This window comes from Amycolatopsis sp. Poz14 (genome assembly GCF_006704225.1).
Classification (GTDB): domain Bacteria; phylum Actinomycetota; class Actinomycetes; order Mycobacteriales; family Pseudonocardiaceae; genus Amycolatopsis; species Amycolatopsis nivea.
The window spans coordinates 2,974,991-2,989,511 of sequence record NZ_JACLHD010000001.1 but is presented as its reverse complement, the minus strand read 5'-3'; the positions used below and the strand labels follow the sequence as shown (position 1 = coordinate 2,989,511).

Here is a 14,521-nt window from a genome sequence, read left to right as displayed (position 1 = left end):
CCCGCCCGCCGCGCGCCGATACTCGGGAGCGACCAGAAGACCGGGACTAGGGAGCACCATGGCGACACGCCTGTTCATCGACGGTCAGTGGACCGAGGCCGGCGGGGAGCCCATCCCGACCCGCGATCCGGCCACCGGCACGGTTCTCGAAGACGTCGGGACGGCGACGCGGGCCGACGTCGACGCCGCGGTCGCCGCCGCGCGCCGCGCGCTGACCTCGCCGGAGTGGGCCGGGCTGGCGCCGGTGCAGCGCGCGAAACTGCTGTTCCGCCTCGCCGACCTCGTCGACGAGCACCACGAGGAACTCGCCGCGCTGGAAACCCGCGACCAGGGCCAGCCGATCGGCATCTCGCGCCAGGTGAGCGTCACCGGCGCGGCCGAGCACCTGCGGTACTTCGCCGGCTGGGTGACGAAAATCCAGGGCACCACGAACCCGGTTTCGTTCCCGGACACCCTGCACTACACGCGCCGCGAGCCGGTCGGCGTGAACGCGCTGATCACGCCGTGGAACTTCCCGCTGATGATCCTCGTGTGGAAGCTCGCGCCCGCGCTCGCCACCGGCAACACCGTGGTGATCAAGCCGAGCGAGGTCACGCCGCTCACCAGCATCCGGCTGGTACAGCTGGCCGAGCAGGCTGGTATCCCAGCGGGCGTCGTCAACCTGGTCACCGGCGACGGCCCGGTGGGCGCGCTGCTGAGTTCACACCACGACGTCGACCACGTTTCCTACACCGGTTCCACCGCGGTCGGGAAGCTGATCACCGCGGCGAGCGCGGAGTCCAACCTCAAGCGGCTCACCCTCGAACTCGGCGGCAAGGCCCCGAGCATCATCGCCGCCGACGCCGACCTGGACGCCGCCGTCGCGGGCAACCTCGCCGGCGCGACGCTGAACACCGGGCAGGTCTGCGCGGCGTACACGCGGTTCTACGTCGACCGCAAGCGCGAGCAGGAGTTCGTGGAGAAAATGGCCGCCGGGCTGGCGGGCCTGCAGGTCGGCCCCGGTTTGGAGGAGACGACCCAGGTCGGGCCGCTCGTGTCGGACAAGCACCGCAGGCACGTCGCGAACCTGGTGGCGACCGGCCGTTCCGAAGGCGCGGACCTGATCACCGGCGGCTCGGAAGTCGACCGCGACGGCTACTTCTACCAGCCGACGCTCTTCGCGGGCGTCACCGACACCATGACGATCATGCGCGAGGAGATCTTCGGCCCGGTGCTGGCGGTGACGCCGTACGACGACCCGGACGAACTGGTCGCGCGCGCGAACGACACGCAGTACGGCCTCGCCGCGACCGTGTGGACCCGCGACATCCGTACCGCGCAACGCTATGCGGACGGCATTCGCGCGGGCGCGGTGTTCGTGAACATGCCGCCGATCCCGGACATGGCCGCCCCGTGGGGTGGATACAAAGCGTCGGGCTGGGGCCGCGAGATGGGTCCGTGGGCGCTGGACGCGTACACCGAGACCAAGGCCGTTTGGCTGCACTACGGCTACTGAACGCTTTCGGGGCTCGGCGGTCCGCCTGGGACCGTCGAGCCTCGTTCAGCGGGCCAGTTCGGCCAGCGACAGCAGCAAATGCGCCGACTCCGGGTACCAGATGTCCGAATGCGCCCCGGCTGGATTCCACCACCGCCCGCGCCGGAACCGCCACCCCGACTCGACGTTGACGATCCGCCGGTCCAATTCGGACCGTGAATACTCCGCCGATACCTTGTGCAGCACCGTGTTCGCGACCTCGTCGGCCGGAGCTTCCACCCCGACGTTCCCGATCCCGCGCACGCCCTCTGCCAACCGGTGCCACAACCCGGTCGCCCGGTCAAACCGGGACCTGGTCAGCACGACCGGCCCGTTGATCGGCGCGGCACGCAGCACCGGAGCGAACCGGTTCGTGAAGATGTCCGGCCGCGCCGCCATCTGGAACACCAGCAGAGTGTCCACAGTGTACGGATAACGCGGGTCAGCCCGATCCCACCCGAGAACCGGCGGACCGTCGCCCGCCGCCGCCTGCACCGCTTCCACGACGAATCGGCCGCCGAAGGAATGGCCGACACAATGCAGGTACTGTCCGGTGACGGTCCGCAAACTCGGCGCGCTGCCCGGCAATTGACGTTCCGCGTTCAGATATCCGAGCAATTGGCCGAGCGCCTCCGCGGCCCGCCCGTCGGTGGTCATCGCATGCGCCCGGTCGCGGATCCGCCGGTACCCGGTCAGGAACGGGTTGCTCATCGACGGCCACCGCACCATGACGTAAAACCCTTGCCACACACCGAGTCCTTCGTAAGACCCAGCCGCGTGCCGTTCCTCCAGCAGCCCGAAGAACTGCCGCGCCCGCCGGTCCGCCGTCTCCCGGTTGTTCTGCCAGCCGTGCACGAACACGACGATGTCGGTCGCCGTCGCCGGAACCTCCAGCCACCGGGCCAGAAAACGCGGCACCGCCTCGGCGGGCACCGGCTCGCCGGTTTCCGGATCCACGAAATCGCCGTGCTCGTCGAGGTCAAGGATCACCGGTTCGGTCACGGTCGCCCTTCCTGCCACAGATGCACGTCGATCCCGCGGTACAGCGAAAACATCAGCCCGAGCGGATTGTGGTGTTCGTCGGCGAACGCGCGCGCCAGCGAGCGCACGATGTCCCCCAGTTTCGCGCCCGTATCGATGAATTCGGTGAACAACCGCCGCGAATACTCGCACGCGAACGCGGGCGGCAGGTCGATCTGCGGGCCGATCAGACAGCGTCCGCCGTTGCCCAGCAACGCTTTGCCGAAGGCCGAGTAGAACGCCGACGTCACCTGTCCGCCCTGGCACGCCCCGACGTACACGAACGGCTTCGTCGGCAGCGGCGCTTCCTCCAGCCACGCGGTCAGATCGGTGCCGTAGATCCGTTCGCCGTCGCCGAGTTTCAGATACGGCTGTTCGATCAGGCCGCCGGATCCGCTTACCTTGCCGTGGCAGCCGAAATACGTGACGTGGTCGGCGAAATCGCGGCTGCGGAAATGCACGGCAAGCGTTTTCTTGTCCGGTCGCAGCACGACTTCGGCCCGGCCGTGGAAGAAGTCGACCACCGGCGCGATGTAGGGCGTCTCCGGGAATTGCCGGTCCACGCCGTGGTCGACGTTGAGCCCCACGACCGGTTTGCCGCCGTCCACGGTGATCCGCGCGTCGAAGTCGTCGACCCGGGAGAAGGTGTGCTCCACGACGTGCCGGTAGCCCCAGAACCCGGCGAGCGACCAGTTCTCGTCGTCCGGGTACTCGTCCGGCCGCCGCGGCGAGGTGTACAGCATGCCCCACGGCACGATCAGGCTGTCCGATTCGATGCTGATCACGTTCTCGCCCTCCGCGAGCGCCAGTTCGAGCAGCGCCCGGATCCGCTGCAGCCCGCGATCCGGACCGGCGAACAGCAGCCGGTACATCAGATAGCCGGCGTCCGCGAGGGCGAAACCGGCGCGGCGCAACAGTTCCGGTCGCTGCGACAGGTCCCAGTCGTCGGCGAACGGGTGGCGGCGCGGCCCGCGCTCGGTCCGTTCGGCGACGTCCACGACGTGCCGCTGCCAGGTTTCGCGGAGGATGTCGATCCGGGAGTTCAGCTCGCCGAGGCTGTGCGCGATCCGGCCCTGGTACCCGCCGCCGCCGTCCTCCGGGAACGCGCTGCCCCACGCTTGCACGAGAAGCCCCGGCACCCCGGGGAACTCGAGGAACCGCAGGTTGACCGTCCGCGCCCGGTTGTACGGCGGCACCGCGACGCGGCTCAGCCCGGCGGTGTTGTCGACGGTCACCTCGGCGCTCAGCTGGCGGGTCATGACGGCACCTCCACCGGCAGCGCGGCCGCGATTTCCAGGAGCAGCTGGGCGTCGTGCTCACGGTAGATCCGGAACACCAGCCGCAGCGGCCCCGGCGCGACCGGGACGACGTCGAACTCCGCCGGCTCGCGCAGCCGGTCGCCGGTGATCCAGCCGACCCGCGACATCGGCTGGGCCGCCCCGGGCGCGGCGTCGAGCAGCACCCGGACGCGCACGACGCCGGCCGGCGCGCTCGCGGGTTCCTTGCGCCGCACCGAAACCGCGACCCGCACCGCCCGCCCGACGACCACCGGATCGTCAGACCGGCATTCGACGGTCGCCTCCAGCAGGCCCGGTCCCGGCGGCGGGCCGTCGTCCGGCGGTGTCGCGTCCGGCGGCCGTCTGCCCGCCCAGAGCACCCGCCGGGAGGAGAACGGCGGCAGCCCCGAAACCTCGCCCGGCACCGGATACCCGGTCCGGCCGGTGCGCCAGGTAGCGGGCCGCGAATCCGCCCGGCGGGAATCCACGCGCCGGGAATCCACCCGACGCGAGTCGACGCGCCGGGAATCGACCCGGCGCGAATCAATCCGGCGCGAGTCGACCCGCGCGCTGAGCACCGTGCCGTAAACCTGTGCTTGCGGCCCTTCGAGCTGGATGTCCTCAACGGGCTTCGCGGCATCAGCAGTGACCGGCGGCGGCAACGTCACCGAAATCCGCTCCGAAAGAAACTCTTCCCCAGCCAGCGGTCCGTGCAGGATGACCAGCCCGCTCTCCGCGTCGACGACGTCCACCAGCAACCGCAACCGGCCCAGCACCGCCTCGTTGCCCTGCGCGGTCGCCAACGCCACCGCCGAACCCAGCGCGTCCAGCGTGGCACTCAGGTTTCCGTTGCGGTACGCGGAAAGCGCGGCATCCACGGCAGCCCCCAGGCCCAGGTGCGGACCGACCGGTGCCTGGGCCAGATGCGCCGGATCATCGGTCAGCCGCACGGAAACGGTCTCCGCCTCCGACTGCACCGAGCCCTGCTGCGCCCACATCGCGACCAGCTGATGGTCCCGCTCGATCGCCAACCCCGACGGCACGAGCAAGCTCAGCGCGTACTCCCTGGTTTCCCCTGGCGTCCACTGCCCGAGATCGAGGCCTTCCTCGCTGATTCGCCGCTGCGGCAGGGGTTTATGCAACTCTCGCGGAGCCAGCTGGCTGACCCGGTACACCACGCACCCCGGCGATTCCCGCACGAACAGCCGCATCGGACCGCCGCCGGAGCCAGCCGTGACCGTCACCTTCACGGTCGTGCTGGAGGTGCGCGACGGCAGGTAACGGGGGTAGTGCACCACGACTTTCGGCTGTGCGGCCGAGACCGGTCGCGGCACCTCGAGGCCGCGCACCCGCCCCGCATGGTCCCGCAGCGCTGGCCACGCCCGGTTCGCCTGCTCCCAATAGACCTGCGCGAGGTCGTGCTTCACCTGGCGCAAGTCAGGAAACCGGGTGGCAGCTGCGGGATTCTCGGCGGCCAGCCGCAGCAGCGTTTCCCCGACCACCGCGGTGAGCCGGCTCTGCGCGTCCTCGTCCAGGTTCAGCTCGCCGAGTCGAACCCACGCGGCAGCGGCTTCGTCGAGGCTCGGCAGTTCCGTCTCACCTGGCACGAGCGCGGCGAGCGCCCGCACCGCGCCGATCCGAGCCGTCAAGCCCGACGCCGCGGGTACTTCGTCCAGAACCGCGGCGGCACCGACCCGATCACCCTGCCCGAGCCGGATCCGGGCAAGCCCGAACGCCGCCGCGACCATGGACCGGTCGCACACCCACACCGCTTCGTAGTAGCGCGCCGCGGCCGCCGCCAACCCTCGCAGTTCGGCGCAGAAACCCAGCGCCAGCAACGGTGCCAGCTCGCCCGGCACCAGCCGCGCGCACTCCCGGTACTGGTTCTCGGCGTCGTCCAGCGAGCCCGCGTCCAGCAGGATCGCAGCGCTGCGCCAGGCCGCCGAGACTTCCTCGGATGCGGTGAAGAGAGCCATGGGCAAGGCAGCCCGGACGTCGTCGTCCCGAAGGCGATCGTCGGCGCGCAACGGCGGTTCCGGCCCCCAGGCTTCCCACTCCGGAACCCCGAGCCCCGCCGCGGCGAGCTCGCGAGGTTCGGCGAACACCCGCGACACGACCGGACGCGGCACGCGCGTGCGCTGGCTGAGCAGCTGCCGCAGCACCCCGCGCAGTTGTTCGGCCATGTCGTAGGCGGTGACGAACCGGTCCTCGTAACGTGCGGTGGCCCGGTCGATCAGCACCTGAAGCATTTCCCGGCCAAGACCGCCGTACGACCCGGAACACTCCCGCAGCAGTTCCTCGAGGGTGCGGCCGACCGAGTAGAGATCCGACCGGACGCTGATGCCTTCCCGGTCCAGCTCGGACCGCGGCGGCTGGTAGCCCGGCGTGCCGACGATCGCGCTGTCCCGGTCGTCCTGCCGCCGCACAGAGCCGAGGTCGACGAGCGTGATCCGATCGCCGTCCTGCAACACGTTGTCCGGCTTCACATCGACGTACAGCAATCCCCGAGCGTGCAGGTACCCGACCGCCTCGAGCAGCTGCAGCCCGTACGCCGCGACGTGCTCCGGACGCAGCCGCTTCGCGCGCTGGAGGACCGACCGCAGCGAAATGCCGCGCACGTACTCCATCACCAGATACCCGCTGGGCCTGCCGGTTTCCGGGTCCGGGTGTTCGACGTGCGCGAGGGTGCGGACGACGTTCGGATGGTCCAGTTCCAGCAGCTGCGGGACGACGGCGGACTGCGCGGCGGCCAGCGCGCCGCCGCGGTCCCGTTCGCCGACCAGGGTTTTGAGCACCACGAACCGGCCGCCCTCGGCCTCGTCGCGGGCGAGGTAGATCCAGCTGAACCCGCCGTGCGCGATGCAGCCGAGCACCCGGTACCGGCCGGCGACGACCGTGCCCTGGTCCAGCGTCGGCAGGAAGGTGAACGGCGTGCCGCAGCGCACGCAGTAGCCGCGCACCCGGCCGGGCCGCCCGGCCTCGCCGCGGCCCACCGGATTGCCGCATTCCCCGCAGAACCGGTGCCGTTCCGGCAGCGCCGCGTCGGGCAGCACGGCGTCGAACGGGTCCGGCGGCGTCGCTTTCGGCAGCGAGACCCGGAGGTCCCCGGGCGCGGGCCGGCTGCCGGTGCGGACGAGGAGTTCGTCGAGCCGGTCCTCGAGCACCGAATCGTCGGTCACCCATTCGCGCAGCTGCGGGAAGTACGCCAGCACCGTGTCCGCCGGAACCAGCCGCACCGCGGTGTCGACCACCACGATGCCGAGCAGCCGCCCGGTGGTGCGGTCGAACGCCGGACAGCCGGACAGGTCCGGGTCGACGCCGCCCTCCAGCAGAGTGAGCGGCACCCGTTCGCCGTCGGCCGCACCGGTGGTGGCACGCACCCAAATGCCGTAGCCGAGGCGGAGCGGAAGGCTGTGGATCCGGACTTCCCGCCCGGATCCGACCTTCCGCCGGAGGGTCGCGCCGCCGATCACCGGAGTGTCCAGTTCGAGCAGCGCCAGGTCGCCGCGCGCGCCCGCGAGCGGCGGGACCAGCCCGGCCAGCGCCGCGGAACCCGCCGATTCGACCCGGAAAACGGTTTCGTCGCGGGCCGCCCGGGAGCAGGTCAGGACGTAGCGACCGCCGATCAGCACGCCGGCGCCGAGGAGGCGGCCGTCGGCAGCGTGGATGCGCGTCTGCCCCGTATTCCACCCCAGATCAGCGGCCACGAGGTAAAACCTTACCCGGGAACGGCCTCCGGATCGTTCAGTTCGGGCAAAGCCGTCCGGTCACCCGGCGCGACGGGTCGCCCTCCCCGAATGGACGTATCGCGCGCGGCCCGAACCGTCGTCGCCCAGGAAGACCAGCGGCAGATAGATTCCGCCCTGCGCCTCGCGAAGGATCAGCGTGTCGCCCTCGAGAAAGACCAGTTCGGATTTGCTGGCGGCGCTCAGTTCCGCGGCTGTCCCTTTAGGACGTTGCTCCAGCCAGACCCGGCCGTCGTCGTCCTGGGAGACCACGAGATCGGCGACCGTGCTGGCGTAGGTGCCGAGATACCGGTCGGCGGCGAACGGCTCCGGTTCGGCGGGCGGACGGGGCGGCAGCGCCACCTCGACGCCGCCGAATTCCTTGAGCAGCGCGGGAACGAGGTCGGCGTACAGGCTCATCGCGTCGCCGCCGTTGGTCAGCAACGCCACGACGAGGTCGCTTTCCGGCACCAGCCGCAGGAACGCCGCCTGGCCGACGGTGTTGCCGTCGTGGCCGTAAACCTGGCCGGTCGGGGTGTCGAACAGCTCCCAGCCGAGGCCCCAAGCGTCGCCCATGATGCCGAGCGGCGGAAGGCTGACCTGCCGCTGCAGCATGGCCGCGGTGCTCTCCGCGCTCAACACCCCCGCGCCGCCCGCGAGGTGCATGCGGCCGAACGCGAGCAAATCCGCCGCGGACATCGCGAGCGACGACCCGGCCGGTCCGTTGGACCGCAGCATCGACCAGAACGGCGCGGGCACAAGGTCCGCGCCCGGCTCGGGTTCGAGATGCCCGATCGCGGCGCGGAAGCGGATCGCGTCGAGGGCGTTCGGGCAGAACTGCTGGAGCTTCAGCGGGGCGGCGAGGTATTCGCGAAGGCAGTCCTCGTAATGCTTGCCGCGCAACACTTCCACCAGCCGCCCGAGGACGACGTACCCGGCGTTGTTGTAGGAGAACAACTCTCCGGGCGGGAACAGCTGGGCGACGCCGTCGAGGGTTTCGACGAACTTCTCCACCGCGTCGTCGCCGGGACCGGTGTCGGTGAAGAGATCGCCCTCGAACCCGGCGGTGTGGCTGAGCAGCTGGCGCACGGTGATGGCCGCGTCGCCCAGTTTGAGGCCGGGGAGGTAGTTCCGGATGGGAGCGTCGAGATCGACCAGGCCCTCGTCCACGAGCTGCAGGACGAGAGTGGCGGTCCACACCTTGGTGATCGAACCGATTTGGAATACCGAATCAGCCGTGGCGGTGACGCCAATGCCGAGATTCAGCACCCCGGCGGCCGCGGCGGCGGTCTCCTCGCCGACCGCGACCGCGATCACCGCGGCGGGGACTCGGTGGTGGTCCAGCAGCGCGGGAAGGTCCTGCTCCAGCCGTCTGCGGAGAGCGTCGAGCTTGTCCATCCCGGGAAGGTATCGCCGCGGCGGGAGCAAAAGTTCGTCTCAGGATGCGGAAAAATCCGCGCTCGACTGGAGCATCGGACTAACTGCTCAGACGAGCACCTCGCCTTCCCGCGCCACCACCCGGCCACCCGCGATCACCCACGACCGCACCGGCACCCGCATCAGCGCGTCCGGCACGTTCTCCGCCGCCACCAACACCACATCCGCCCGGCAACCCGGTGCCAGGTCATGCCGCTCCCGGCCCACGAACGACGCCGCACGCCGCGTCGCCAGCTCCACCGCCGCCGTCAGATCCTCGTCCCTCCGCAAGCCGTGCAAGCGAGCGAAACCGAGCGCGATCTGCAGGATGTCGCCGTCGCCGTACGGGGACCACAGGTCGCGGATCCCGTCCGTGCCGAGGCCGACCGGGATCTCGCGCGCCGACAGTTCAGCCCACGGCAGCGGCGCCACCCGCACCGGCGCGACCGTCGCCAGCGAGATGCCTGCCTCGGCGATCCGGTCGAGCAGCGCCGCCTGCCGCGCCGGGGGAACCTCGCCGAGCGCGAAGCCGTGTGACACGGTGACCTTGCCCTGCAGCCCGGTGCGCACGGTCCGGTCCGCGATCAGCTCGTACTGGAACGCGCCCAGCTCACCGCCGTCGTGCAGGTGGATGTCGAGGCCGACGCCGCGGCGCTCGGCGATCTCGAACAGCCCGTCGAGCTGGCCGACCGGGTCGCGGTCGATGCCCGCCGGGTCGAGGCCGCCGATCCGCCCCGCGCCCGCCGCGGCGGCCTCGTCGAGCAGTTTGAGCACACCCGGCCGCCGCAGCACGCCGTCCTGCGGGAAGGCCACGATCTCGACCTCCACCGCGCCGCCCAGCCGTTCCGCGGCCTCCTGCACGATCTCGATCCCGCGCAGGCCGAGCCCCAGGTCGACGTCCACATGGCTGCGCGCCGCGGTGGTGCCGTGCCGCAGGAATTCGCGCAGCACCGTCTCGGCGATTTCGACGCTCGGGATGCCGAGCGCGTCCCGTTCGGCCCGCTCGTGCGCGATGCGGCCTTCGGTGCTCGCGACGCCGCCGTAGGAGACCCACGGCTTGCCCCACCAGCTCTTGTCGACGTGGGCGTGCGAGTTGACGAACCCGGGCAGCGCGAGCAGCCCCGCGCCGTCGATCCGCTCGCCCTCGACCGGGGCGGAACCCGCGGGCCGGACGTCGGAGATGCGGTCGCCGTCGAGGACGAGGTCGGCCGGCTCGCCGCCCCACGGGCGCACGCCGGTCACAGTGAGAGAAGCCATGCTAATGGTATACCAAATTACCGAACAGCTGTCCCGTGAGCCTGGCCCTGACACTCCCAGGACCGAGGGGTACTGGCCGCGCCGCGCGACCGGCCGCACCATGGACGGCAGCCGCGACGGCACCGGCGCGGCGAGGAAAGAAGGGCGGAACATTGACCGACAACCTCCCCGGCGGGACGTTCACGTTGGCCGGGCGCACCGTCGCCCGCCTGGGATACGGCGCGATGCAGCTCGCCGGACCCGGCGTGTTCGGGCCGCCGAGCGACCGCGACGAGGCGCTCGCGGTCCTGCGCACGGCCGTCGAGCTGGGCGTGAACCACATCGACACGGCGGACTTCTACGGGCCGCACGTCACGAACGAACTGCTCCGCGAAGCGCTCGCGCCCTACGACGGGCTGCAGATCGTCACCAAGGTCGGCGCGGTGCGCGACGACCAGGGCGGCTGGATCCACGAGCGTTCGCCTGCGCAGCTGCGCGACCAGGTCGAGTCGAACCTGCGCAACCTCGGCGTCGAGGCGCTCGACGTGGTGAACCTGCGCGTCGGCGGCGGACCGGACGGCCACTCGCCGGTGCCGGGTTCGCTGGCCGAACCGTTCGGCGCGCTCGCCGAAATGCGCCAGGAAGGCAAGATCAAGGAACTCGGCGTGAGCGTGGTCGACGCCGAGCAGGTGGCCGAGGCGCAGTCGATCGCGCCGGTGGTCACCGTGCAGAACTGGTACAACGTGGCGCACCGCGGGGACGAGAAGCTGATCGAATCCCTTGCCGCCCAAGGGATTTCCTACGTTCCGTTCTGGCCACTCGGCGGGTTCAGCCCGCTGCAGTCCTCGACGCTGGACGACGTCGCCGCCCGGCTCGGCGCCAGCCCGAAGGCGGTCGCGCTGGCCTGGCTGCTGCACCAGTCGCCGAACATCCTGCTGATCCCCGGCACGTCGTCGGTCGCGCACCTGCGCGAGAACGTGGCGGCGGGCGAACTGGAACTGCCCGCGGACGCCTTGGCCGAATTGGACACCATCGCCGGATAACGGCGGATTCGGGGTGATGATTGTCAACCCGCGTCGACAATCATCGCCCCGAATCGCGGCGGAAAACTCCCCCGCAGCTCCCGGTGAACGGACCGCGAATTCTCCTCCGCGAACGAAATATTCACCGACGAACGACGGTACACCGGAATCCCCCGCGCGATTAGCGTGCTCGACGGCACTTTCCGCCACGCTAAGGAGAAAACGCGCCGATGAACGTCAAAACCGCCTGCGCCGCCATTCTCGCCGTCGCCGGGCTGATCGCCGCGCCTGCCACCGCCTCGGCCGCGCCAGCCGACTTGCCCAGCTACGACCAATGGCAGGCCGACGTGCGCGAAGCCGTCGATCCGGCCATTCCGTGGCTGACCGACCGGGTCGCGCAAGGCGGGTCCGGGCTGGCGATCGTGCTGGACATCGACAACACGTCGCTGGAAACCGAATACCACCCCGGCGAACCGAACCGGCCGGTGCTCGCGGTCGCGCAATGGGCAGGCGAGCACCACGTGTCCGTCCTCTTCGTGACGGCGCGGACCAGTTCTTCCTCGGCGCGCACGCAGCTGGGCAATGCGGGCTATCCGATCGACGCGATCTGCACCCGCAAATCCGGCGAGCACACCGCGGAAGGCAAGCAACGCTGCCGCGCGGACCTGACCGACCAGGGCTACACAATCACGGCGAACATCGGCAACCGGTCCACCGACCTCGAAGGCGGGGACTACGAAAAAGGCTTCAAACTCCCGGATTACGACGGCCAGCTTTCGTAACTCGCGAGCGGCGATCCCGGCGAGAACCGGGATCGCCGTTCACCGGCCCAGCCACTCCGCCAGCCCGACCTTCCCCCGCCACGCGCCTTCCGCGGGCACCAGGCTGTCCTTGCCCAGCACCGTCCCGAAGTACTTCGCGGCCGGGTCGGTCACCACCTCGCGCGGGTCCTTCCGCGCGGTCAGCACCCGCCGGATCCACTCGTCCATCGGCAGCACGTCCGGTCCGCCGATCTCGACGATCCCGCCGGCCGGCGGCTCGCCCGCGGCCCGCGCGACCGCCACCGCGACGTCCTCCGCCGCGATCGGCTGCGTGCCGCCGTCGGAGAGCCGCACCACGCCGTCGACCGTCGAGGTGTCCGCGATCGCGACCGCGAACTCCAGGAACTGCGTCGCGCGCACGATCGTGTAGTCCAGCCCGCTGTCCTGGATCAGCTTCTCCTGCGCGACCTTCGCCCGCAGATACCCGGAATCCGGCAGTTCGTCGGCACCCACGACGGACAGCGCGACGAAATGCCCCACCCCAGCTTCACTCGCCGCCTTGACCAGATTCCCGGTCGAACGCCGGAAGAACTCCATCACGTCGTCGTCCGCGAACGACGGCGAGTTCGACACGTCCACCAGCACGTCGGCACCCCGCAGCGCGCCGGACAGCCCCTCGCCGGTCAAGGCGTTCACGCCGGTGCTCGGCGCGGCGGCGACGACCTCGTGCCCCTCGAGCAGCCCCACGACCTGCGAGCCGATCCGCCCGGTTCCGCCGATGACGACGATCTTCATGCTCGTTCCCTCCGTTCCCGCCGCGGCGGCCGCCGCGAGCGTCGCCAGTCAGGACCGGACAGCGCGCCGAGTTGTGACACCCCGGCCCGCTAAGCTCGCGAATGCCCGCCGGAACAGGAAGGAACGCGCCGCCGATGGAGGAAATCGCCGAGGCCGCCTCGGTGTTCGCGCAGGTCCGGCCGCGGCTGTTCGGGATCGCCTACCGGATGCTCGGCAGCGTCGCCGACGCCGAGGACCTCTTGCAGGACGTCTGGCTGCGCTGGCAGACCTGCGACCGTTCGGCCGTCCGCAACCCGGGCGCGTTCCTCGCCACCACCACGACCCGGCTGGCCATCACCGCGAGCCAGACCGCGCGCGCCCGGCACGAAACCTACGTCGGCCCGTGGCTGCCCGAACCCGTCGATACCTCGGCAGACCCGCAGCTCGGCGCCGAGCGGGCCGCCGCGCTCGAGGTCGCCGTGCTGTTCCTGCTGGAAAAGCTCCCTGCGACGGAACGGGCGGCGTACGTGCTGCGCGAGGCGTTCGATTACCCGTACCAGCAGATCGCCGACATCGTGCAGACCACCGAGGTGAGCGCGCGCCAGCTGGTCAGCCGGGCGCGCAAGCACCTCGCCGCGGAACGCCGGGCGCCCGTCGAACCAGCGGAACAGCGGCGGCTGCTCACCGCGTTCGTGGACGCCGCGCGCTCCGGCGACCTGGCGACGCTGGAGAAACTGCTCGCCGAGGACGTCGTCAGCTACTCCGACGGCGGCGGTGCGGTCCGCGCGACGCGGATTCCAGTGGTCGGCGCGGCCACGGTGGCGAAGTACGTCCGCGCGTTCGCCGACCGGTTCTGGGCCGGCGCCGAGGTGCGCTGGAGCGAAGCCAACGGCCAGCCCGCGGCGGTGGTGAGCCACGGCGGAACCGTCACCGCGGTGCTCACCGCGACGGCGTCGGAGGAGGGCATCCACCGCGTGTTCTGGCTGATGAACCCGGCCAAGCTCGGGGCGTATCCCGCCTGAGCCCGGGGTACCCGGCGGGGATGAAGCGACCCGGCCCGGTGCGCTGGCTGCACTACGTCTACGGCGGGGTACTCCCCGAGGAGTACCGCGAGTGGGTGCTGTACGACGCGACCGCGAAGACCTGGGTGCTGCGCTTCGCGTTCCGGATCTTCGCCGAGGCGCTGCCCTGGCTGATCGCCGGCTACGTCGTCCTCACCCTGGTCACGCCGATGCCCGCCGGGATGATCGTCGCCGCGCTGCTGATCAGCCTGCTGCTGAGCCTGTTCCTCACCGTCACCAGCGCCGACGAACTCGCCGAGGTCCGGCTCACCAAGCACGGTTTTCCGCCCGGCACCGGGAAAGCGGTCCGCAAACGCCGCGGCGGTGCGTCGACCTGGCCGTGAGCCGGTCGCGTAACTGCAGGGTTACGCTTCCGCTGCGGACCTGGCCGCCAGCGCGATCGCCGACCCGGTGCGACGGGACATCCTGGCGCTCCTGCGACACCAGCGCCTGCCCGCCGGGGAAATCGCCGCGCGCTTCGCCATCAGCCGCCCCGCGGTGTCGCGGCATCTGCGTGTACTGCGGGAAAGCGGGCTGGTGCGCGACGAACTCGTGGGCAGGCAACGGTTTTACGCCCTCGACCTGCGAGGCTTCGCCGAACTCACCGCCTGGCTCACCCAGCTTCTCGCCCCGCCCGCCTGACAGCAGCGGCTCGACCGTCGCGACGACTGACTGTTTCGGCCACCGACGAATCCGGCGCCCGGAGGCTGGCGCTG

General features: G+C 70.8%; 12 protein-coding genes. 6 read left to right on the top strand and 6 right to left on the bottom strand.

The features are described 5' to 3' along the window. The first annotated feature begins 58 nt into the window (after positions 1-58). Positions 59-1,495 (top strand): aldehyde dehydrogenase, encoded by a 1,437-nt coding sequence (locus tag FKO37_RS14535; RefSeq protein WP_238604654.1) that lies wholly within the window; start codon positions 59-61, stop codon positions 1,493-1,495. 45 nt (positions 1,496-1,540) lie between these two features. Here FKO37_RS14535 and FKO37_RS14530 read toward each other — a convergent pair whose 3' ends face one another. The 5 genes from FKO37_RS14530 to FKO37_RS14510 all read right to left on the bottom strand — a co-directional run bounded on the left by FKO37_RS14530 (position 1,541) and on the right by FKO37_RS14510 (position 10,208). After that, complete coding sequence (locus FKO37_RS14530) at positions 1,541-2,515, bottom strand: alpha/beta hydrolase (protein ID WP_238604653.1); 975 nt, start codon at positions 2,513-2,515, stop codon at positions 1,541-1,543. Next, on the bottom strand, positions 2,512-3,792 hold the full coding sequence (locus FKO37_RS14525) for a hypothetical protein (RefSeq protein WP_238604652.1): 1,281 nt from the start codon (positions 3,790-3,792) through the stop codon (positions 2,512-2,514). The genes FKO37_RS14530 and FKO37_RS14525 overlap by 4 nt, the downstream gene beginning before the upstream one ends. Continuing rightward, a complete protein-coding gene (locus FKO37_RS14520; protein ID WP_238604651.1) occupies positions 3,789-7,517 on the bottom strand; it encodes a serine/threonine-protein kinase in 3,729 nt (1,242 codons plus the stop codon). Before FKO37_RS14520 ends, FKO37_RS14525 begins: the two co-directional genes overlap by 4 nt. 60 nt (positions 7,518-7,577) lie before the next feature. After that, positions 7,578-8,933, bottom strand: a complete 1,356-nt coding sequence (locus tag FKO37_RS14515; protein ID WP_238604650.1) for a serine hydrolase — start codon at positions 8,931-8,933, stop codon at positions 7,578-7,580. 87 nt (positions 8,934-9,020) lie between these two features. Then, positions 9,021-10,208 carry an amidohydrolase gene (locus tag FKO37_RS14510; protein ID WP_043836441.1) on the bottom strand — a complete coding sequence of 396 codons (1,188 nt, stop codon included), beginning with the start codon at positions 10,206-10,208 and terminating at the stop codon, positions 9,021-9,023. A 152-nt stretch (positions 10,209-10,360) separates the two neighbouring features. Here FKO37_RS14510 and FKO37_RS14505 point away from each other — a divergent pair, with 152 nt between their 5' ends. Then, a complete protein-coding gene (locus FKO37_RS14505) occupies positions 10,361-11,230 on the top strand; it encodes an oxidoreductase (protein WP_037817769.1) in 870 nt (289 codons plus the stop codon). Positions 11,231-11,439: 209 nt separating this feature from the next. Next, positions 11,440-11,991 carry an HAD family acid phosphatase gene (locus FKO37_RS14500; RefSeq protein WP_037817768.1) on the top strand — a complete coding sequence of 184 codons (552 nt, stop codon included), beginning with the start codon at positions 11,440-11,442 and terminating at the stop codon, positions 11,989-11,991. Between the two features lie 39 nt (positions 11,992-12,030). On the opposite strand, the gene FKO37_RS14495 is transcribed toward FKO37_RS14500, so the two are convergent. Next, on the bottom strand, positions 12,031-12,765 hold the full coding sequence (locus tag FKO37_RS14495) for an SDR family oxidoreductase (protein ID WP_238604649.1): 735 nt from the start codon (positions 12,763-12,765) through the stop codon (positions 12,031-12,033). Between the two features lie 134 nt (positions 12,766-12,899). Between FKO37_RS14495 and FKO37_RS14490 the strand changes: the two genes are divergently transcribed. From FKO37_RS14490 to FKO37_RS14480, 3 genes are read left to right on the top strand one after another with little or no spacing between them, the layout of a single operon-like run. Next, positions 12,900-13,766, top strand: coding sequence for an RNA polymerase sigma-70 factor (locus tag FKO37_RS14490; RefSeq protein WP_238604648.1), 867 nt, complete (start codon positions 12,900-12,902; stop codon positions 13,764-13,766). Positions 13,767-13,786: 20 nt separating this feature from the next. After that, positions 13,787-14,149, top strand: a complete 363-nt coding sequence (locus FKO37_RS14485) for a DUF5313 family protein (RefSeq protein WP_037817763.1) — start codon at positions 13,787-13,789, stop codon at positions 14,147-14,149. Positions 14,150-14,162: 13 nt separating this feature from the next. After that, positions 14,163-14,447 carry a metalloregulator ArsR/SmtB family transcription factor gene (locus FKO37_RS14480; protein WP_308196584.1) on the top strand — a complete coding sequence of 95 codons (285 nt, stop codon included), beginning with the start codon at positions 14,163-14,165 and terminating at the stop codon, positions 14,445-14,447. The last annotated feature ends 74 nt before the right edge of the window (positions 14,448-14,521 follow it).

Coding starts and splice junctions, on each gene's coding strand:
- FKO37_RS14500 (WP_037817768.1), top strand. CDS start 11,440: ATGAACGTCAAAACCGCCTGCGCCGCCATTCTCGCCGTCGCCGGGCTG.
- FKO37_RS14525 (WP_238604652.1), bottom strand. CDS start 3,792: ATGACCCGCCAGCTGAGCGCCGAGGTGACCGTCGACAACACCGCCGGG.
- FKO37_RS14535 (WP_238604654.1), top strand. CDS start 59: ATGGCGACACGCCTGTTCATCGACGGTCAGTGGACCGAGGCCGGCGGG.
- FKO37_RS14485 (WP_037817763.1), top strand. CDS start 13,787: ATGAAGCGACCCGGCCCGGTGCGCTGGCTGCACTACGTCTACGGCGGG.
- FKO37_RS14490 (WP_238604648.1), top strand. CDS start 12,900: ATGGAGGAAATCGCCGAGGCCGCCTCGGTGTTCGCGCAGGTCCGGCCG.
- FKO37_RS14515 (WP_238604650.1), bottom strand. CDS start 8,933: ATGGACAAGCTCGACGCTCTCCGCAGACGGCTGGAGCAGGACCTTCCC.
- FKO37_RS14510 (WP_043836441.1), bottom strand. CDS start 10,208: ATGGCTTCTCTCACTGTGACCGGCGTGCGCCCGTGGGGCGGCGAGCCG.
- FKO37_RS14495 (WP_238604649.1), bottom strand. CDS start 12,765: ATGAAGATCGTCGTCATCGGCGGAACCGGGCGGATCGGCTCGCAGGTC.